Below are 18,941 nucleotides of genomic sequence, written 5' to 3'. Positions count from 1 at the left end.
GATGTCGAAACGTGGATTCGTCAGGGGCGCACGCAAACCCGCGCCGACGGTGCCGCCGGTGCGCGTCGCCATCGCTCCGCCGCTGGCCTTGCCGGAACGCGAACCGCGCAACATCCTGCTGATGATCGCGCTGCCCGCGCTGCTGGTGGGGATCATCGGCACGCTCGTGGTGATGTACACCTCCGGTGTCCGATCGCTGCAGTCCGGCTTCTTCCCGATGATGGGGCTCGCGGGGTTCGGCGCGTTGATGTTCAGCGGTCGGTTCGGCCGCGGTCGGCGCATCTCGTGGGGTGAACAGGAAAAGCAACGCCGCATCTATCTGCGCCAGCTCGACGAAGATCGTGAAGAGGTGCAGCGCGCCGCCCAGGATCAGCGCCGCAGCCAGCTGTTCGTGCACGGCGATCCGCAGCAATTGGACACCGTGATCGGCGGGCCCCGGATGTGGGAGCGCCGCCCCGACGATCCCGACTTCCTCGATGTCCGGCTCGGCATCGGCATCCAGCAGGCCAGCGACTCGGCGGTCTCGCTGCAATGGCCGGAGGTGCCGATCGGTGAGGAACTCGAACCGGTCACCGGCGGTGCCCTGCGCGATTTCATCCTGGAGCAGAGCAAGATTCGCGGCATCGGCAAGGTGCTGAGCCTGCGGTCCAAGCCCGGGTTCAGCTTCATCGGGCCCGAGCCCGCCGAGCTGCACAACCTGGCGCGGTCGATCCTGTGCTCGCTGGCGGTTTACCACAGCCCGAACGACGTCAAGCTGATGGTGGTGACCCGGCATCCGGAGCTGTGGTCGTGGCTGGTGTGGCTGCCGCACAACCAGCACGACGAGATGTTCGACGCATGTGGCTTGCGCCGCTTGCTGTTTGCCTCGCCCACCGAGCTCGAGGAAGCACTTGACGCCGAGCTGCACCGCAAGGGCCGCGGACCCTGGACGCCGCCCGTGGGCACCAGCCCGACGTCGATGCCGTCGGCGATGGAGTCGGCGGGCACCCGGCTCGGCCCGCACTGGGTGATCGTCGACGACAACATCGGCACACCCGAGCAGTGGGAGGGCGTGACCGGGCAGAAGGGTATGGCCGGAATCACCGTGTTGCGCTTGGCAACCCGTCCCGGTGTCGGAGTCGGGTTCGCCGACGAGGAGCAGCGGTTCGACCTGCGGGAGCGTCACCTCTATCACCGCGACGCGTTCTACGCGGTCGCGGACATGCTCGCCGAGAGCACCGCCTACCGGTACGCGCGCGCCCTGGCCAGGTGGTCGCCGATGACCGCGGGGGAGTTGTCCGAAACCGACAGCCAGGCGGGAGAGTTGTTGCGGGCGTTGGGAATCAACGATCCGCGCCAACTCGACGTCGACCGGCTGTGGGCCGAGAGCCGCGGCCGCGGCGACGCGAAATGGGCGATGGTGCCGGTCGGCGTGAAACCCGGCGGTGAACTGCAGTACGTCATCTTCCGCGCGAAAGACTTCGGCGGCTTCGGTTTCCACTCGGTGGTGATCGGCACGTCGGGTTCGGGTAAGTCCGAGTACTTCCTGTCGCTGGCCAACGGCATCGCGCTGACGCACTCACCCGAGACGTTCATCCTGATCTTCGTCGACATGAAGTTCGAATCCGCCGCGCAGGACCTTGCGGGCCTGCCGCACGTCGCGGGGTCGCTGTCGAACCTCGGCAAGGACGAGCGCCACCTGGCCGAGCGGATGCGCAAAGCGATCGACGGCGAAATCCACCGGCGTTACCGGCTTTTCAAGGAGGCCGGTGCGCGTGACGCCAACGAATACGAGGAGATGCGGCTCGCCGGCCGCGACCTCGAACCGGTGCCCATCCTGCTGGTGATCATCGACGAATACCTCGAGTTGTTCCATCACCACCAAGAGTGGATCCAGCTCGTCATCCACATCGGCCAGGAAGGCCGCGGCTGTAACGTCTTCTTCACCCTTGGCGGTCAGCGGCTGGACCTGTCTTCGCTCAGTAAAGCGAAGAGCAACATCGCCTTTCGGGTCGCGCTGCGTGCGGAGACGGCCGAGGACTCCCGCGACGTCATCGGCAGCGACGCCGCGCTGCACCTTCCGTCGAAAGAGAACGGTTACGCGCTGATGAAGGTCGGCCCGCGTGACCTCGAGCCGTTCCGCTGCTTCTATCTGTCGGCACCGTTCGTGCTGCCGAAGAAGGTCGTCAACGTCAACCGCACGATCGATGTCAGCTTCTCCCAGCCCCGCCCGCTCACGTGGGAGTACCAGCCGCTCAGCGTCGAGGACACCGCTGCGCTCGCGGTGGCCGACGAGCCCGAGGAACCGGACGAGTTCCTGTTCCACTCCGACGGCTTTCGCAAGAAAAAGCTGCTCGACGTCATCCGCGATTCGCTGATCTCCAACTCGGCCCGGCTGCCGCACCAAATCTGGCTGCCCCCACTGGAAATCAGCGAACCGGCCGATGCGCTGGTCAGCTACTGGCGGGGTAAGCCGTGGCACGTCGACTACGGCCAGAACCCGGGGCTCACGTTCCCGATCGGGATCGTCGACATCCCCGAGGACCACACGCAGCAGGTACACGTGATCGACGCCGAGATGGACAACATCATGGTCGTCGGCACCGCCCAGCGCGGCAAGAGCACCACGCTGATGACGCTGATGACGTCCGCGGCGTTGATGTATCGCCCGGAACGCGTGACGTTCTTCTGCATCGGTGCGTCGCTGTATCCGGTGGAGGAGATCCCGCACGTGGCCGGCGTCGTCAGCCTGAACGACACCGAAGGCGTCTCGCGGACGATCGCCACCATCGAGGGACTTATCCGTGCGCGAGAGGCGTCGTTCAAGCACTACCAGATCGACATCTCGGAGTTTCGTGAGCGACGGTTCGGCGCGGCCGGCGGGGGTGGCACCGACCCGGAGGACAAGTTCGGCGACGTGTTCCTCATCGTCGACAACTACGGCGATCTCTACGAGAAGGACTTCACGATGGGCGATCGCGCGATGGCGATTGCGCGCCAAGGCCTTTCGTACGGCGTCCATGTGATGACGAGCGCCAACGGCTGGTTTGTCGGCCAGAAGCAGGGGCTGCTGAACGTGTCGAACGCGCGCATCCAGTTGCGGTTGAGCAACCCGGACGAGTCGCAGATGGGCACCTCGACGGAGCGGCGCAAGGCCGCGCGAAACACGTTGGACCGACCGGGATTCGGTCTGACCCGCGACGGGCACGAGATGCTCGTCGGCGTCCCGGAGATCACCGGGACCGAGAGTGAGCGGGTAGCCGCGCGCGGCATCGGTGCGGTGATCGCCGCGGTCACCGGCGCCGACAAGGTGGACACGCTGTCCCGCCTGCCCGAGCAGGTGGCGCTGACCCAGATCATCGAGGCCTACGAGCGGACGCCCGAGGCAACCGATCCGCTGAACCTCCCGTTCGCGATCGGGGAGAGCGCGCTGCAGCCGGTGGCGCTGCCGATGCGGGCGGTGCCCAACATGCTGGTGATGGGCCGCCAGCTGTGCGGGAAGACCACGACGCTGGCCGCCATCGGGCAGGCGATCACGCAGCGATTCACGCCGGAGCAGGCGCAGATCACCGTGATCGACCCGAAGACCACGCTGATCGGCAAGATCCGCGGCCCGCACGTCCGTGCCTACGCCTACACCGCGGAGGACGTCGATGCGGTGATCGGCGAGCTGGCGAACGAGCTGCGCGATCGCCTGCCACCGTCGGGTCTGACGCAGGAGGAACTGCTGAATCTCAAGGCCTGGGAGGGGCCGCGACAGTTCGTCCTGATCGACGACGAGCATGAACTCAGAGGGCACAACCAGGTGATGAAGCCGGCTGCGACGGCGCCGCTGTGGCCGTTGATCGAGCGCAGCCGCCAGATCGGGCTGCACGTCATCGCCGCCCGGCTGCCCGGCAACTGGGCCGGTCAGGTCGTGATGAACCCGTTCCTGCAGAAGATGACCGGGTCGCGGTCGCCCACGCTGTTCATGGACAACGACCCGGCGACGGTCAAGGTGTACACCCGGATCAGTGCGCAACAACTACCCCCCGGCCGCGGGCTGATGGTGACGACCGAGGGCGAAATCGAGGGAGTGCTGGTCGGAAGCCCGGAGGCCTACGAATAGCCAGGCTTAATGCGCCGCACAATTGGCGTACACACGGTTGAGAAAAAGACCTTAGACTCAAGAAATTCCGCAGGGAGGTTCTGCGGAGCAGAACATGGGAGAGAACATGTCGATGTTCAATGTGAACCCCGCAGCGGTGAACCTGTCGTCTCTGACCGAGGCGGCCATCACCGGTCAGATGGCGGCCACCACCGCGGCCGGGTCGGCGGCGCTGACCGGCGTCGTTCCGATGGCCGGCTCCGCGGATGACGTCGCGTTCGCGACGGCGATGGCCGGCGCTGGCGGCGCCTACCTGGGAACCGCGGGAGCGCACTTCGGCGAGCGCGGCATCTACTCGGCCGGTCAGAGCCTGTCGTCGGTCAGCTACGTGCTTCAAGAGCTGATCAGCGCCGCGCAGTTCTCTTTCTAAGCACTCGGTATGCCAATCGACCCCAGGTGGGTCGCGGCGCCGCCCGAGATCGTCGCGGCGATCTTCGAGGCCGGCCCGGGCCCGGAGTCCATCGTCGCCTATGCGGCCGTCATGGCCACCGAGGCGGCGAGCCATCAGATGGGTATGGCGGCGTCGGCCGCCAACATGACCAGCACCGCCGACGTCTGGACCGGCGTGGCCGGCGCCGCCAACGTCGCCCGAGGCACGACCCTCAACATGGGCGGCCTCGAGCCGCTGGCCGGCCACTGCGCCAAGCACGTCTTGCTGGCCCAGTCCGCGGTGGATGCGTACACGATGGCGGCCCCGTCGGTCATCCCGTCGGTGGCCTGCACCGCGAACCGTGACCTCTGGGGTGTGCTCTGCGCGACCAACTGGTTCGGCCAGAACTTCCCCGGCATCACGTCTCAAGACCTGGAGTACTTCGGCGACTTCTGGCCGCAGAACTCCAGCGTCGGGCTGCTGTATGCCACCACGCTGGGCGCGATCGCGGCTGCCGCGGCGATTCCGCCGCCGGCTTTCGCGGAGGTGGCCCCGGTCGGCATGGGCGCGGCGGCCAGTCTCGCGGCGCAGGCCGGTCAGACGGCCGGAACCAACGCCGCGCAGGCGACGACGACGGGCGGTACTCAGCTGGCCAGTTCGGCCGGAGCGGCGCCGTCGGAGGCCTCCAGTCAACTATCGTCCGTGCTCGGAACGGGCCAGCAGATGATCTCGATGCCGATGCAGGCGTTCCAAGGCATGTCGCAGGGCGCTACGCAAGGTTTCCAGAGCGGACTCGGTCCGCTGCAGAGCCTGATGGGCATGTTCACCGGCGCGGGTGCCGGTGCCGGTGCCCCCGGGGCGGCCAGCCTGGCCGCGATGGGTGCCCCCCTCGGCGGCGGCGGCGCTGCGGCGGGCGGCCTGGGTGCCGGTGGCGCCGGGATGGGCGGCCTGAGTTCCAGCGCGGCCAGCCTGACCAGCTTCACCTCGCCGGCCAGCACCTTCGAGCCGGAGACGGCCGGACGACCGACCGGCAAGGCCGGGGTGCTCAACGCCGCCGATCTGCGCAGCCCGACCGCCCGCGCGGGCGGGCAGGCCATGCCGATGTCGCCGGCCGGCATGCTCGGCCGCGGTGACAACGCCTCGGGCGACAAAAAAGAGGACATCACCCACGCGCGCATCGTCGTGAATTCGGATCACCCGGACGCACAACGTACAGATCTTTAACAATTCGACACAACTGGGACAGATGTGACAATTGCGCGCTATATACAGCAGCAAAAAAGCTGAAGTGACACATCCCGAATAGCGCTTAGACTTTTGCCCATGCCCCACCCCGGGGATGGGGTAGGCGAGACCAAAGGAGAGGTGAATGAGCAACGTATCCGGACCGAGAATTCCGCCCGAACTGGCCATGCAGGTGAAGCAGAAGATCGACTCCCTGATGGAGCACGCGACCATGGCCGCGACCCAGGGTCTGCACGCGATCGAAGAAATGGTGATGAGCGGCGGGCACTCGGGTGACGCCGCCATGATGTCGCACACCAAGGCGATCGAGATCAACAACGACCTCACCCGGGTCATCACCGGATGCACGCACCTGGCCCACTCGCTCGGTATCGCGGTCAACCAATTCGTCTCGCACGACCAGGACGCCAAGAATCAGATGTCGGCGATCTCGCCGCTGTAGGCCGTCAGGTTCGTCGCCAACTAACTCAGCTATATCCCGCAAGAATCAGGAGACAGAACTATGCACCCGGAATTCATCACCTACAGACCCGACGTGATCATGGAGGGCACCGGAACGCTGGCCTCAGCATCGGCCGCCCTGCAGGAGGCCCAAACCGATCTGGTGAGCATCAACAACATGCTGGCCGAACACATGCACGGTACGTACCACGCGACATACCGGGAAAACATGATGCAGATCGAGCAGCCGTTGCTGCACCTGGCCGAGACGGTCGGCGTGCACGGTCAAGTGCTGAACTCGATCACCAACGACGCCGTGATGCTCGACGCCTCGCTCGGCGCGGGCTAATCAAACCAAGCCAAGCTGGGGCGCACGCGAAAGCTTGCGCCCCAGTGGCATCTCATAGGGACGTTTCGTGCTGACCACCACTGTCGATGGCTTGTGGGTTCTGCAGATTCTCACCGGAATCGAAACCCTCGCACCGGAATTGGGGCTGCGCGCCATCCGGCCGAGCGCAGAAAGCAAGGAAGCCGCGCTGGCCGACCCGGTGGCGGCGGACCTGCGGGCCGCGGGCGTGATCGACGACGAGGGGACCGTCGACCACAACGTCGTCGAATGGCTGACCGTGCTGTCACGGCGCGACGTCGCCCTGATGTTCAACGTGCGCACCCCGGACAACGGGCAGGCGCTCACCGGCGCGCTGCTGGCGCGCTTCGCCGAGTGGTGGGTCGTCATGGAGCGCTCCGAGGACTTGATCCGCGTCTCCGGCGCCGGTACCTCGACCGCCGAGGGTTCGGCGAACGCGGTGATCCGCGCCCAGATCGAGCGACTCTGCGGTACCAACGCCCCGGCGCCGCTGCGGCCGGTGACCCTCGACGTCGACGCACTCAAAGAGAAGGCGACGAATCCTCAGGCGCTGGAGGCGTTCCTGATCAGCCAGCGGCTGGACACCGACCAGCATCAGATCCTCAAGATGGCCGCCGATCCCGCGCGGTCGGCGCAGGCGGGGATCGTCGCGCTGCAATCCGGGCTGGCGCTCGCCGGCCCGACCCGCACTCAGGTCGAACCGGGCGCGGTCACGATCATCGACACCCCCGAGGGGCGGATCGTTGCCGAGCACGAGATGTCGGCAGGCAAGCAGTGGATGATCCTCGCGCCGGGCAGCGCGAGCAACATCACCGAGGCGGTTAACCGGATGATGCGCCGACTGCCCGCCAATGATGAATGGTTTTCATACCGAAAGGTAGTGTAAGTGAAGGTCTTCACTAGCGTGTTAGCATCGGCATCGTGACAAATCCGTGGAACGCGGCACCAAATTCACCGGAACAAGGCCGTCAATCGCAAAGATCTTCTGCCGGTTCGCGTTCTCAGCACCCCGACTCCGTATCGGAAACGCTACGCATCTCCGATATGGTCAGGGCGCGCAAAATTCCACCGGGTTCCGGGTGGCGCAAATTCATATATTCTGCGTCATTTCAGACAATTAATCTCGGTGAGTCACCGGCCGAGCGGCATTACCGTGAATTGCAGGGCCGCATCCGCCGCCACATCCGCAAGCAGTACGTCGTAGGAGTGGTGTCCGGCAAGGGCGGGGTCGGCAAGACCACGATGACGGCGTGCATCGGCGCGGTGTTCCGCGAGTGCCGCCCCGAGAACGTGGTGGCTATCGACGCGGCCCCCGGATTCGGCACGTTGGCCGGCCGGATCGACGAGTCCCCGCCGGGCGACTACTCGGCTGTCCTGAACGACACCGATGTACAGGGCTACGCTGACATCCGGGAACACCTGGGGCAGAACAGCTTAGGGCTCGACGTGCTGGCTGGAAACCGTGCGTCGGATCAGCCGCGGCCGTTGGTCCCGTCGATGTTCGCGGGTGTGTTGTCGCGGCTGCGCCGCACGCACAACGTGATCGTCGTCGACACCTCCGACGACCTCGAGCACCCGGTGATGAAGGCGGTGTTCGACGCGTGCGACACGTTGGTCTTCGTCTCGGGTCTGACCGCCGATACCTCGCTGCCGGTGACCCGCGCGATCGACCTGTTGCGGTCGATGGGCTACCACGAATTGGTCTCACGCAGCATGGTCATTTTGAATGACAGCCGCGACAAATACGACTCCGATGCACTGGCATATCTGACCGAACGATTCGGGCAGTCCGGCGCGACGGTCGAATTCATGCCTTTCGATCAGCATTTGGCCAAGGGCGGAATCATCGATACTCGCCACGAATTGCAGAAGAAGACGCGGCTCCGGCTATTCGAGATCACCGCGGCATTGGCGGACAAATACGTTCCGGACGCCGACAGGCCGCGGTAATGGCGAAGGTCGCATTCCCTGCGCGCTGCGCAGTTGCAGTGGTATGTGGCGAACACCTTGTCTCACAGGTGTATCCGGCCTCCGTGCCGGTCGAGGTCTTCGTCGACAACATCGTCGAATTGCTCAACGACGAGCTCAAACGCCGCGGCCTCACCGGACTGGAATCCGGCATCGGCTACGAACTGCACAAAGCCAACGGCGTGCGCCTCGACGTCACCAAGACGCTCGACGAACTCGGCGTCGAAGATGGCGCCACGCTGGTGCTGGTGCCCGCGGTCGAGGGCGATTCCTTCGAGCCGCAATACGAGTCGTTGTCGACCGGTCTGGCCCGGGTCGGAAAGCGGCTGTTCGAGCCGGTGACGGCAGCCACCGCCGCCCACACGTCGCTGGCGATCCTGGCGATGATCTCGGCAGCGGTGCTGGCCCTGGCCCTACGGACCCGGGCCGCGAGCGACTCGATGGCACCGGCCATCGTGACTGGTGTGCTGGGCATGCTGGTCATCGGCGCCGCCGCGGTCGCCGCACGCTGGTGGCCCCTTCGCACGGACCTGATCGGCGGCTTCGCCTGGATCTCGGTGCCCCTGCTGTCGGTCAGCCTGGGCGCCGCCGCGCCGGGCCCGGTCGGGGCGGCCCACCTGTTCATCGCGGCGCTGGCCGCGGCGATGCTGACCTCCGCGGTCGCTGTCTTCACGGGACGCTTCGTCAACATCGCCGCGACGGCGGTGACGCTGTGCGGGCTCGGGGGAGTGATCGCCGCGGCCCGGATGTGGCGGCCGGTCCCGGCGCAGTGGCTCGGCATGTCCACGCTGGTCGTGCTGCTGTTTCTGCTGACCCTGGCCCCGACCATCGCTCTCTGGTCGGCGCGGATCCGCCCGCCGTACTTCGGTTCGGTGACCGGGCGCGACCTGTTCCGGCGCAGCGCCGGTCTCCCGGTCGACGCGGTGTCGCCGGTGGAGGAGGCCGCCGAAGAGGAGTTGAGCCCGGACACCACCCCGCGCGGCGCCCAGATCGCCGCCTCGGCGGTCCGTGCCAACAACGTGCTCACCGGCATCTGCATCGGCGCGAGCATCGCGCTGCCCGCGGCGGTGTGGGCCACGTTGATGCCCGGCCAGCACCGCAGCGGCTACGCGGTGGCCCTGGTCGCGCTGTTCGTCCTGATCTTCATCAGCCGGGGGCGCGCGTTCGCCGACAAGCGACAGGCCGTCGCCCTGGTCGTCGGCGCCGCCGCGGCCACCTGTGTCGGGGTGATCAAGTACGCCTGGCACGCCCCGGCGGCCGCGTCCGACGCGGTGCTGTGGGGCGCGTTGATCCTCGCCGGGTTCGGTGCGGCCGGGCTGGTGGCGGCGCTGCTGGTGCCGATCACCCGGTTCACCCCGCTGGTCCGGATGATCGCCGAGTGGCTCGAGATCGCGGCGATCATCGCCGCTCTGCCGCTGGCCGCATGGATCGGTGGGCTGTTCAACTGGGTGCGCATGCGATGAGGCCGGCCACGATCGCGCGGCGGGTCTCCGCCCTGACCATGGTCGGCCTGCTGGTCGGCGTGCCCACGACTTTGCCTGCGGCGCAAGCGATTCCACCGCCAGCCGTCGACCCGGCCCGGGTTCCGCCGGACGGCAAGCCGGGCCCGGAGGCGCCGATGCGACAGAGCAACATCTGCGCGCGCACGATCACCGTCGCCGACCCGAATGTCGCCGTCACCGCGCCCGGTTTCACGCTGCTCAACATCGCCAAGGCGTGGCAGTACTCCACCGGCAACGGCGTGCCCGTCGCGGTGATCGACACGGGCGTCAACCCCTTTCCGCGACTGCCCGTTATCCCCGGCGGCGACTACATCATGAGCGGCGACGGGTTGATGGACTGCGACTCGCACGGCACCGTTGTCGCATCGCTGATCGCCGCTGCGCCGCAAGGCATTCCGATGCCCGCAGCGATGCCGTCGGTCCCGGCGTTCCCGCCGCCCGCCGGCCCGCCGCCGGCGATCGCCGCACCACCGCCGCCGGGTGGCCCGCCCCCGCCGATCGCGCCGCCCGCACCCCCGCCGGCCGTGACGATCACCGAGACCAAGCCCGCCGCACCGCCACCTCCGCCGCCCCCGGGCGACGAGCCGTCGAACGGACCCGGCGACCCGGCGCCTAGCGCACCGGACGACCCCGAGGTACCGGGCCTGCCGCCCGGCGCACCCGACGGCGTCGCCGGCGTCGCGCCGCACGCGCGGATCATCTCCATCCGCCAGTCCTCGCGAGCCTACGAACTCGAGCGCATGGGCGGCGGTGACACTCAAGCCCGCAAGAAGGCCGGCACCATCGCGACCCTGGCCAGTGCCATCGTGCACGCGGCCAACATGGGTGCCAAGGTGATCAACATCAGCGTCACCGCCTGCCTGTCGGCGGCGGATCCGTTGGACCAGAGCGCGATTGGGGCCGCCGTCTGGTACGCGGCGACGGTGAAGGACGCCGTGATCGTCGCCGCCGCCGGCAACGAGGGCGAGGATGAGTGCGCCCAGAACCCCGGCTTCGATCCGCTCGACACCGCCGACCCGCGCGACTGGCACCAGGTCAAAACCGTCTCGTCACCGTCGTGGTTCTCCGACTACGTGCTCTCCGTCGGCGCCGTCGACAACACCGGCGCGCCGGTGAGCAAGAGCCTCTCCGGGCCGTGGGTGGCCGCCGCCGCACCCGGCGTCGGCATCATCGGCCTCTCGCCACAGACCGGTCTGCCGGTCAACGCCTACCCGCCGCTGCACCCCGGTGAGAAGAACAACCCGTTCTGGGGGACCAGCTTCTCGGCGGCCTACGTCAGCGGCGTCGCCGCCCTGGTGCGGGCCAAGTACCCGGCTCTGACGGCGCACCAGATCGTCAATCGCATCCTGCAGACGGCGCACAACCCGCCGCGCGGCGTGGACAACCAGGTCGGCTATGGCGTCGTCGATCCGGTTGCGGCGCTGACCTTCAACGTGCCACCAGGCGACCGTCTGGCACCCGGCTCGCAAAGCCGCGTCATCGTGCCGGCCGCGCCACCGCCCCCGCCGGACCACCGGGCCCGCACCGTCGCCGTGGTGTTCGCCGGTCTGGTGGTCGCTGCGGCGCTGATCGCCTCTCTTGTCGCGCGGGCTCGGCGCGAGCGATGACGGCTACCATCCGGCTGGCGATCATCGTCGGAATCTTCGCCCTCGGCCTGATCGGCTGGACGTTCGGCGGATACCCCGGCGCCGCGGGCGGTGTGGTGATCGGCATCGCGGCCGGAGTCATCCGGTGGTGGCGCCAGCCCGCCTGGTCGTGGCTGATGCTGTGGCGGCAGCGCAAGCGGGCCATCACGCTCAGCGAGCCGATCACCGTGGCCAACGACCGATCCGGTGGTGGCGTCCGTTACCAGGACGGCGTCGCGGTGGTGGCGGTGCAACTGCTCGGCAAGGCGCACCGGCCGACGCTGTTCACCGGCTCGACGGCGACCTTCACCGAGAACACCGTCGACGTCGCCGAGTTGCTGCCGCTGCTGCATCAAAGCCTCGGCCTGTCCGTCGAATCGATCAGCGTGGTCACCGTCGGCGCCCGGCGCCGCAGCAGCGGTGACTACCCGCGGGTGTACGACACGCTGATCGGTACACCGCCCTACGCCGGCCAGCGCGAGACCTGGCTGATCGTGCGGATCCTCGGACTGCCCAATGCCGGTGCGCTGCAATGGCGTACCTCGGTGGGCACCGCGACGCTGGCCGCCGCGCAGCGCATTGCCGCGGCGTTGCGGCAGCACGGCATCCGTGCCAAGGTCGCGACCGCCACCGACATCGTCGAGCTGGAACGCCGGCTGGGGTCGACGGCGCTCAACGCCCACCACCAGCGCTGGCGGACCGCGCGCGGCGAGGGCGGCTGGCTGACGTCGTACTGGTACCGGCCGAACGACATCACCGCGGAGAGCCTCGAGCATGCGTGGGCGCTGCGGGCCGACGGAATCATCCAGAACATCACGGTTTTCGGCGACGGCAGCATGACCGCCACGGTCACCGTGCGCACCGCGCAGCCGCCGACCGCGCCGCCGAGCGTGATCCTCAAGACGCTGCCGGGGGAGCAGGCTCGCGCGATCGCCGCGAACCTCTGCGGGCCGATGCCGGTGCTGCACGGCCTGCGCCGCGGCGTGCTGACGACACCGCTGGTGATCCCGATCGGGCCGTCCGGCGTGCTGCTGGGCAAGGTCGACGCCGGTAACCGGTTGACGCTGCCGCTGGACGACCCGGGCGAGTTCAGCCGGGTGCACATCGCCGCGCAGGACGCGCTCGCCAAACGCATCGTGGTGCGGCTGGCCGGAGCCGGCGAGCGGGTCACCGTGCACACCCGCGACCAGCAGCGCTGGGCCAGCGTGCGGATGCCCGACATCGCGGTCGGCCCGCAGGTCCGGCCGATGGCCGGCACCACGGTCAGCGTGGTCGACGGCACCATCACTCCGGCGCCGCGGCCGAACACCCTGATCTCGATCGGCGAACCGGGCACGCCCTATCGCGGATCGGCCGATGTGCTCATCACCCAGATCGGCCCGGCGACCGTCGATGTGACTGCGGCCGGTCAACTGCATACGGTTGAGGTCGAGTTGTTCCGCGCCGAGAATCGTTACATCTCGTCGGAGCCGACGAACCTGAGGACATCCGAGCTCGAAGCAGTGGAATAGGAGGCGCGGCGCAATGACCAGCGCGACCACCACCGCCGCCGCCCGCAAGCGGTTCGACCAGGCGATGGACCTGTTCGACGGCGACGAGGACGCCGCGCAGGTGCGTTTTCGCGAGGCCACCGAGATCGATCCGTCGATGGCGGACGCCTGGCTGGGCCGGATCGCGGCCGGTGATACCGAGCTCGCCTCGTTGCAGCAGCTGTACGCCTACGGCGCCCGGCTGCATCGCGAGACCAACCGGCTGGGCGTGCGCCTGTCCGCGTCCATCAAAGCCGGCCCGTACCTGGCCATTTCGGTCACCGAGTCTTCGCACGCGGGTCTGGCGCTGGCCAGCGCGCTGGTCGACGACGGTCAGTACGAGAAAGCCGAAGCGCTGCTCAAGGATTCGGCGCTGCTGGACACCTGGGAGAACCACCAGTGGCAGCAGTACGTGCGGGCCTACCTGATGTTCGCCACCCAGCGTTGGCCGGACGTGATCTCGGTGGCGGCGACCATCCTGCCACCGCAGGCCATCATCATGTCGGCGGTGACCGCGGCGACCAACGCGCTGGCGGCCCACGCCGCGGCGCACCTCGGTCAGGCCCGCGTCGCGCTGGACTGGGCGGACCGGGTCGACATGCGCGCCGGCGGTGCGTCCGAGGCGCGGCGCCACCAGTTGACCGACACCGCGGTGACGGCGATCGACCCGAACGAATTCCCTTTGATCGCAGCCGATCTCGCATACGTCCGAGGCATGGCACACCGTCAGCTCGACGAAGAGGACAAGGCCCAGATCTGGCTGTCCAAGGCGACCATCAACGGCGCCCTCATCGAACCCGCCAAGGACGCGCTCGCCGATCAGCAGCTGCAACTGGTGGTCACCGACGAGGAGACGATCAACACCCGCAGCAACAAATGGGATGTCTCCACCGAGCGGTCGGCGTCTGATCGCCGCGACGAGGAGAACGAGGAGCGCCGCGAGGAGTTGCTGACCGAGGGCCGCGCGCTGCTGAACAACCAGGTGGGCCTCAGCGAGGTCAAGCGGGCCGTGGCCGAACTCGAGGACCAGATCGAGGTCCGCGCCCTGCGGATGGCGGCCGGTCTGCCGGTCACCAACCAGACCAACCACATGCTGCTCGTGGGTCCGCCCGGTACCGGTAAGACGACGACCGCCGAGGCGTTGGGCAAGATCTACGCCGGCCTGGGCATCGTGCGCCACCCGGAGATCATCGAGGTCAAGCGCGCCGACTTCTGTGGCGAGCACATCGGCGCATCCGGCCCGAAAACCAATGAGCTGATTGCCCGTTCGCTCGGGCGCATCCTGTTCATGGACGAGTTCTACAGCCTGGTCGAGCGGCACCACGACGGCCGCCCGGACATGATCGGCATGGAGGCGGTGAACCAACTTCTGGTCGCGCTCGAGGTGCACCGGTTCGACTTCTGCTTCATCGGCGCGGGATACGAGAAGGAAGTCGACGAATTCCTCACCGTCAACCCGGGTTTGGCGGGCCGGTTCAACCGCAAGCTTCGGTTCGCCTCGTATGCGCCCGACGAGCTGGTCGAGATCGCCGTCCGTTATGGCGAGCCCCGCGCGACGGTCATCGAGCCCGCCGCTCGTGAGGCATTGAACATGGCCTGCAAGACATTACGCGCCTACCTTGCGCCGGACGGTACGCACGGCATCGACGTCATGCAGAACGGACGGTTCGCCCGCAACGTCGTCGAGCGGGCCGAGCGGCTGCGCGATTCCCGGGTCGCCGCCCAGCACCGCACCGACAAGGGCTCGGTGACGGTGGAGGATCTCGAGACCCTGCGCACCCAGGATGTCGTCGCGGCCGTCACCGACGCCTGTGCGGAAAAGCATGTGCCGGTTCAGCTTTGACCGCTGAGCGCATCGAAGCGGAACACCGCGATGCGTCCGGCCAACGCCTCGAACTCCTCAGGCGTCCCGTCGACCACCATGCCCGAACTCTTGGCGAAACTGACACCGACGGGCACCTCGGCGGGAAACGCCCGGAGAATCGGACGGGCCTGTGCGGCAGTCAGTTCCACGATGCGTACCGGGCGTGACCGGCGGCCACGACTGAGCGTGCCGGCGCCGGCGGCCCGGGCGTTGGCCGCCCAGTCCGCGCCGGGATAGCCGGCGACAACGTAAAGACCGCCGTCGTAGCGAAACGGCGTCATCGGCGTGCTGCGCGGCTTGCCCGACCTGCGCCCGGGCACGGTCAGCACCATCGCGGGCCCGGTCGGAATGCCGAGCCGCTGCACCGCCATCATCAGCTTGTTCATCGGCTTGAGGTAACGCGGTGGACGGGGATCAGACACGTTGTCTCCTAGGCGAACAGGTGGCGGTTGTCGGACACCCATGCCGCAAACGGCGTCGCGGGCCGGCCGGTGATCTTCTCGACGTCGTGGGTGACCAGCGCCGGCGTGCCGACGGCGGCGGCCTGCATCGCGATGTAGGCGTCGGCGAAGTCCGCACCCAGGCCGATGCTGACGAAGCGCTCGCGCACGACGGCCGGCGGTGCCTCGAGGTAACGCAACGAGCGACCCAAGACGGTGCCGATGACGTCGACCAGCTCGGTGTTGGTCAGCGCCTGCGGCCCGGTGAGTGGGATCCGTTGTCCGACAAACTCATCGGTGAGCAAGGCGCGGGCCGCCACGGCGGCGATGTCGACCTCGACGATGGGGGCGCTGGACGCGTCGGCGTACGGCCCACCGACGACGTCGCCCGCGCGGATCTGCGCGCCCCACATGCCGGCGAAGTTGGTCGCGAAGACCGACGGCCGCAGGCTCACCCACGCCAGACCGGAGTCGACGCAGAGTTCCTCGACCTCCTTGTTGCGGTCGCCGCGCACCCGCGACGGCTGCCGGTCGAAGTCGCCGTCGGCGTTGATCGCCGACAGTGCGACCAGGGTGCGGACCCCGTTGCGGCGCGCCGCCGCCACCACGTCGGCGAGGTCGTCCCCCAACGCGCGCGAATTGAGGAACACGGCGGTCGCCCCGGGCAGCGCATCGAAAACGGAGGCCGCCGCAGCCACGCCGTCGGGAAATCCGGCGGTCTGCGGTGCGCGCGTGACGGCGCGCACCCGAGCGCCCGCCGCGGCGAGCAGCGATACCAGTGGGCGTCCGACGTTGCCGGTCGCACCGGTGACGACGATGGTCATGATGGTCTCCTTATCGACATGCTTTTCAGACAAGGACGGGCCCGCAGATGGGAAAGTTACGACGGCGCCGTGTAACTTTTCGCCCACCCGGATCGTCGTGAACTCATGAGCAATATCGCGCAAGCGTGGCGGGGGCACCGCCCGTATCTGGTGAACCTCGCCTACCAGATGCTCGGCGACGTCGGCGACGCGGAAGACGTTGCGCAGGAGGCCTTTCTACGGCTATCGCGGGCCGACATCGACGCCATCGGGGATGTTCGCGCCTGGCTGACCGTAGTGGCGGGCCGGCTGTGTCTCGATCAGGTTCGGTCGGCACGGGCCCGCTACGAACGACCCGGCGACATCGACGCGACGGCGATCGCACTGCACGCCCGGTCCGGGCCGGGTCCGGCGGAGCGGGTGACGCTCGACGACGAGGTGCGCACGGCACTGTTCGAGGTGCTGGGCCGGCTGAGCCCCGGCGAGCGAGTGTCGTTCGTGCTGCACGACGTGTTCGGGGTGCCGTTCGACGAGATCGCCGAGACCGTCGGCCGGCCGGTGGGCACCTGCCGTCAGCTGGCCCGCCGGGCGCGGGCGAAAATCGCTCTCGCGCAACCGAAGCCGGGCGAGGTCTCGGCGATCGAGCACCAGCGGGTCACCGAGAAGTTCATCACCGCCTGTGCGGACGGCGACCTGCAGGCGCTGGTCGAGGTGCTCGACCCGACGGTGTGGGGTGTCGGCACGATCCTGGCCGATCCCGCGCCGCCCCCGCAGATCAACCACGGGCCGCACGACGTCGCGGTCAACCTGCTGCGCTATCTCGGCCCGGGAGCGACGGTGGTCAGCGGTCCCGCCGGCCAACCCGTGTTGCTGGCGTTCGACGAGCGACGCCTCTTCGCGGTCGTCGTGCTGACTATCACCGACGCGCTGGTGACCAAGATCGAGGCCACGGCGGACCCGGCGGCGCGCGGCTAGCGCTGACCTTCCGGCCTGGTCGCGAAGAACCCGGTGATCGCCGCGGAGACTTCCAGGAACTTGCGGCGCGTCTTGCGCCCGAGCTCCGTGCGGACATCGATGACGCCGCCGGGCCGCAGGTGCGGGTCGAAGGGCACTTCGACGACGGTCTGACCGCGCTCGAGGAACTGGCTGGCCAGCGCCGAGCGGTGGCGCTTGTCGGAGTGGCCGTCGGAGTCGTTGAGCACGACCACGGTCCGGCGGAGCAACCCGTTGCGGCCGTGCGCGGCCAACCACTCCATCGTCTGGGCCGCGGCCCCGGCGCCGTCGGCCCACGGCGAGGAGACCACGATCAGCGCGTCGAGGTCGCTGAGTGCCTCCTGGGTCACCGGTGCGTCCATGGTGGAGCCGCAGTCGATGATCGCGATCGTGAAGTGCCGATCGAGCCGTGAAGTGGCCTCGCGGTACAGCGCGGCGTCGAGCACCCGGCGCGGCCCCGCGGTCGGCTCGCCGGCCAGCACGTACAGGCCCGCCGAGTTGCTGCCGACCCGGCTGCTGACGTCGGCGAACGAGCGCAGGTTCTTGTCGGCCGCGATCTCCCAGTAGGAGCCGTGGGTTCGTGGGTCGATCCGGCTGCCAAGGCGGCCGAAGGCGGTGTCGGCATCGATCGCGACCACGCGGTCCTGGCGGCGGAGTTCCGCGAAGATCGAGCCGACGCTGGCGGCCACGGTCGTCTTGCCGACTCCGCCCTTCCCCAGCACGCCGACCTTGTAATTGCCGCGCAGGGTTGCGGCAACGGTGGCCTCGTTGGCGGCGTCTTGCTTCTCGATGGCGGACGGACCGGGGTTGACCAGCCCGAACGTCGCTTTGAAGACGAGTCGCTGCCAGCCGTACCTGGGACCGGGCCCGCGCGGCGTCTGTTCGGCCGCCGAAAAGTCGACGGTGTTCCAGGACTGCTGGGCCGGTGGTGTGGCGGGCGGTGCCGCAGGCGGGGGAGCGGGCTGCTGCTGGGGCGCCTGGCGGGGCGGCCACTGTCCGGGGTTGGACGGGGGCGCCGACCGTTGCCGATCGCGCAGGAAGTCGTCTTGCTCGGTCATGACGCCGTCGAAGCCGACGTGTGCCGCCTACCCAAGCTCATGACTGCATCGTAGAGCCGCCGCGACCGTGCGCATTGATTGCGCAGGTCCCCGCCCCGCGCCGGGAGCAGACCCGGAAAAATTCCGGGCAACTTTCCGGCCGGCGCCGGGGCCGGGCGGCGGGACACGCCGGCGGCACCCCCAAGCGGGCGCTGCCACGCGTTTTGGCGCCGGATAGGCGGCACTGTGAGCCAGTTGACTCGACGCGACGAGCCAAGGCCGCAATCACAGCAAACTGCCGCGGCGAATGGTCCGTGGGCCGGTGGGCGGGCCGCGGCGTCCCCTGCGCGCCCGACGGGCCCAAATACTTTGCGGCACAGTGTTACCGCACCGATCGCGGTGTGGATGCCGTCACAACGGCGCGGTACACGCCACGGGCGGGTTAAGATGGCCCAAGTTGGCATGTCAGGCGGGTTTTGTCATATCGTTTTACGACTTGTCGAAAACCGGTAACCGGGCCACCGTTCAGCGCCGTACGGATACTCCCTACCGGGATCGTCGTTATCCGGCGAGCAGCACATCGGCAAGACCGAAGGGGCCTAGCCCACAGCCCTCAGGGCGCGGCCTCCAA

At 68.3% G+C, this 18,941-nt stretch carries 15 protein-coding genes; 12 read left to right on the top strand and 3 right to left on the bottom strand.

Features of this window, described 5'->3' with window-relative positions; all coding sequences use genetic code 11:
* Position 1 precedes the first annotated feature (1 nt).
* The 11 genes from eccCa to eccA all read left to right on the top strand — a co-directional run bounded on the left by eccCa (position 2) and on the right by eccA (position 15,016).
* On the top strand, positions 2 to 4,087 hold the full coding sequence (gene eccCa, locus PT015_RS17225) for a type VII secretion protein EccCa (protein ID WP_285186052.1): 4,086 nt from the start codon (positions 2 to 4) through the stop codon (positions 4,085 to 4,087).
* Between the two features lie 94 nt (positions 4,088 to 4,181).
* Positions 4,182 to 4,496, top strand: a complete 315-nt coding sequence (locus PT015_RS17220; RefSeq protein WP_285186051.1) for a PE family protein — start codon at positions 4,182 to 4,184, stop codon at positions 4,494 to 4,496.
* Positions 4,497 to 4,505: 9 nt separating this feature from the next.
* Positions 4,506 to 5,720 (top strand): PPE domain-containing protein, encoded by a 1,215-nt coding sequence (locus PT015_RS17215; protein ID WP_285186050.1) that lies wholly within the window; start codon positions 4,506 to 4,508, stop codon positions 5,718 to 5,720.
* Positions 5,721 to 5,865: 145 nt separating this feature from the next.
* Complete coding sequence (locus PT015_RS17210; RefSeq protein WP_285186049.1) at positions 5,866 to 6,183, top strand: hypothetical protein; 318 nt, start codon at positions 5,866 to 5,868, stop codon at positions 6,181 to 6,183.
* Positions 6,184 to 6,243: 60 nt separating this feature from the next.
* Positions 6,244 to 6,531 (top strand): hypothetical protein, encoded by a 288-nt coding sequence (locus tag PT015_RS17205; RefSeq protein WP_285186048.1) that lies wholly within the window; start codon positions 6,244 to 6,246, stop codon positions 6,529 to 6,531.
* Positions 6,532 to 6,598: 67 nt separating this feature from the next.
* Positions 6,599 to 7,435 carry an ESX secretion-associated protein EspG gene (locus PT015_RS17200; RefSeq protein ID WP_285186047.1) on the top strand — a complete coding sequence of 279 codons (837 nt, stop codon included), beginning with the start codon at positions 6,599 to 6,601 and terminating at the stop codon, positions 7,433 to 7,435.
* Positions 7,436 to 7,470: 35 nt separating this feature from the next.
* On the top strand, positions 7,471 to 8,499 hold the full coding sequence (locus tag PT015_RS17195; RefSeq protein WP_285186046.1) for a MinD/ParA family ATP-binding protein: 1,029 nt from the start codon (positions 7,471 to 7,473) through the stop codon (positions 8,497 to 8,499).
* Entirely contained in the window at positions 8,499 to 9,980 is a 1,482-nt protein-coding gene (gene eccD, locus PT015_RS17190; protein WP_313824598.1) for a type VII secretion integral membrane protein EccD, read from the top strand. The genes PT015_RS17195 and eccD overlap by 1 nt, the downstream gene beginning before the upstream one ends.
* The gene (gene mycP, locus PT015_RS17185; protein ID WP_390887843.1) at positions 9,977 to 11,626 is read left to right on the top strand and encodes a type VII secretion-associated serine protease mycosin; all 1,650 of its coding nucleotides are present in this window, start codon (positions 9,977 to 9,979) and stop codon (positions 11,624 to 11,626) included. Before eccD ends, mycP begins: the two co-directional genes overlap by 4 nt.
* Complete coding sequence (gene eccE / locus PT015_RS17180; protein ID WP_285186044.1) at positions 11,623 to 13,155, top strand: type VII secretion protein EccE; 1,533 nt, start codon at positions 11,623 to 11,625, stop codon at positions 13,153 to 13,155. The genes mycP and eccE overlap by 4 nt, the downstream gene beginning before the upstream one ends.
* Before the next feature lie 13 nt (positions 13,156 to 13,168).
* Entirely contained in the window at positions 13,169 to 15,016 is a 1,848-nt protein-coding gene (gene eccA, locus PT015_RS17175) for a type VII secretion AAA-ATPase EccA (RefSeq protein WP_285186043.1), read from the top strand.
* Here the strand turns inward: eccA and PT015_RS17170 are convergent.
* Positions 15,007 to 15,459, bottom strand: coding sequence for a nitroreductase family deazaflavin-dependent oxidoreductase (locus PT015_RS17170; RefSeq protein ID WP_285186041.1), 453 nt, complete (start codon positions 15,457 to 15,459; stop codon positions 15,007 to 15,009). The genes eccA and PT015_RS17170 overlap by 10 nt on opposite strands.
* Positions 15,460 to 15,467: 8 nt before the next feature.
* The gene (locus PT015_RS17165; protein ID WP_285186040.1) at positions 15,468 to 16,301 is read right to left on the bottom strand and encodes an NmrA family NAD(P)-binding protein; all 834 of its coding nucleotides are present in this window, start codon (positions 16,299 to 16,301) and stop codon (positions 15,468 to 15,470) included.
* Between the two features lie 105 nt (positions 16,302 to 16,406).
* Here PT015_RS17165 and sigI point away from each other — a divergent pair, with 105 nt between their 5' ends.
* Complete coding sequence (sigI, locus tag PT015_RS17160; protein ID WP_285186039.1) at positions 16,407 to 17,255, top strand: RNA polymerase sigma factor SigI; 849 nt, start codon at positions 16,407 to 16,409, stop codon at positions 17,253 to 17,255.
* Here sigI and PT015_RS17155 read toward each other — a convergent pair.
* Positions 17,252 to 18,331, bottom strand: coding sequence for a MinD/ParA family ATP-binding protein (locus PT015_RS17155; protein ID WP_285186038.1), 1,080 nt, complete (start codon positions 18,329 to 18,331; stop codon positions 17,252 to 17,254). The genes sigI and PT015_RS17155 overlap by 4 nt on opposite strands.
* Positions 18,332 to 18,941 lie beyond the last annotated feature (610 nt).

This window comes from Candidatus Mycobacterium wuenschmannii (genome assembly GCF_030252325.1).
Lineage (GTDB): Bacteria > Actinomycetota > Actinomycetes > Mycobacteriales > Mycobacteriaceae > Mycobacterium > Mycobacterium wuenschmannii.
This window is presented reverse-complemented; position numbering and strand designations above follow the sequence as displayed.

Coding starts and splice junctions, on each gene's coding strand:
- eccCa (WP_285186052.1), top strand. CDS start 2: ATGTCGAAACGTGGATTCGTCAGGGGCGCACGCAAACCCGCGCCGACG.
- PT015_RS17220 (WP_285186051.1), top strand. CDS start 4,182: ATGGGAGAGAACATGTCGATGTTCAATGTGAACCCCGCAGCGGTGAAC.
- PT015_RS17215 (WP_285186050.1), top strand. CDS start 4,506: ATGCCAATCGACCCCAGGTGGGTCGCGGCGCCGCCCGAGATCGTCGCG.
- PT015_RS17210 (WP_285186049.1), top strand. CDS start 5,866: ATGAGCAACGTATCCGGACCGAGAATTCCGCCCGAACTGGCCATGCAG.
- PT015_RS17205 (WP_285186048.1), top strand. CDS start 6,244: ATGCACCCGGAATTCATCACCTACAGACCCGACGTGATCATGGAGGGC.
- eccD (WP_313824598.1), top strand. CDS start 8,499: ATGGCGAAGGTCGCATTCCCTGCGCGCTGCGCAGTTGCAGTGGTATGT.
- mycP (WP_390887843.1), top strand. CDS start 9,977: ATGAGGCCGGCCACGATCGCGCGGCGGGTCTCCGCCCTGACCATGGTC.
- eccE (WP_285186044.1), top strand. CDS start 11,623: ATGACGGCTACCATCCGGCTGGCGATCATCGTCGGAATCTTCGCCCTC.
- eccA (WP_285186043.1), top strand. CDS start 13,169: ATGACCAGCGCGACCACCACCGCCGCCGCCCGCAAGCGGTTCGACCAG.
- PT015_RS17165 (WP_285186040.1), bottom strand. CDS start 16,301: ATGACCATCGTCGTCACCGGTGCGACCGGCAACGTCGGACGCCCACTG.
- sigI (WP_285186039.1), top strand. CDS start 16,407: ATGAGCAATATCGCGCAAGCGTGGCGGGGGCACCGCCCGTATCTGGTG.
- PT015_RS17155 (WP_285186038.1), bottom strand. CDS start 18,331: ATGACCGAGCAAGACGACTTCCTGCGCGATCGGCAACGGTCGGCGCCC.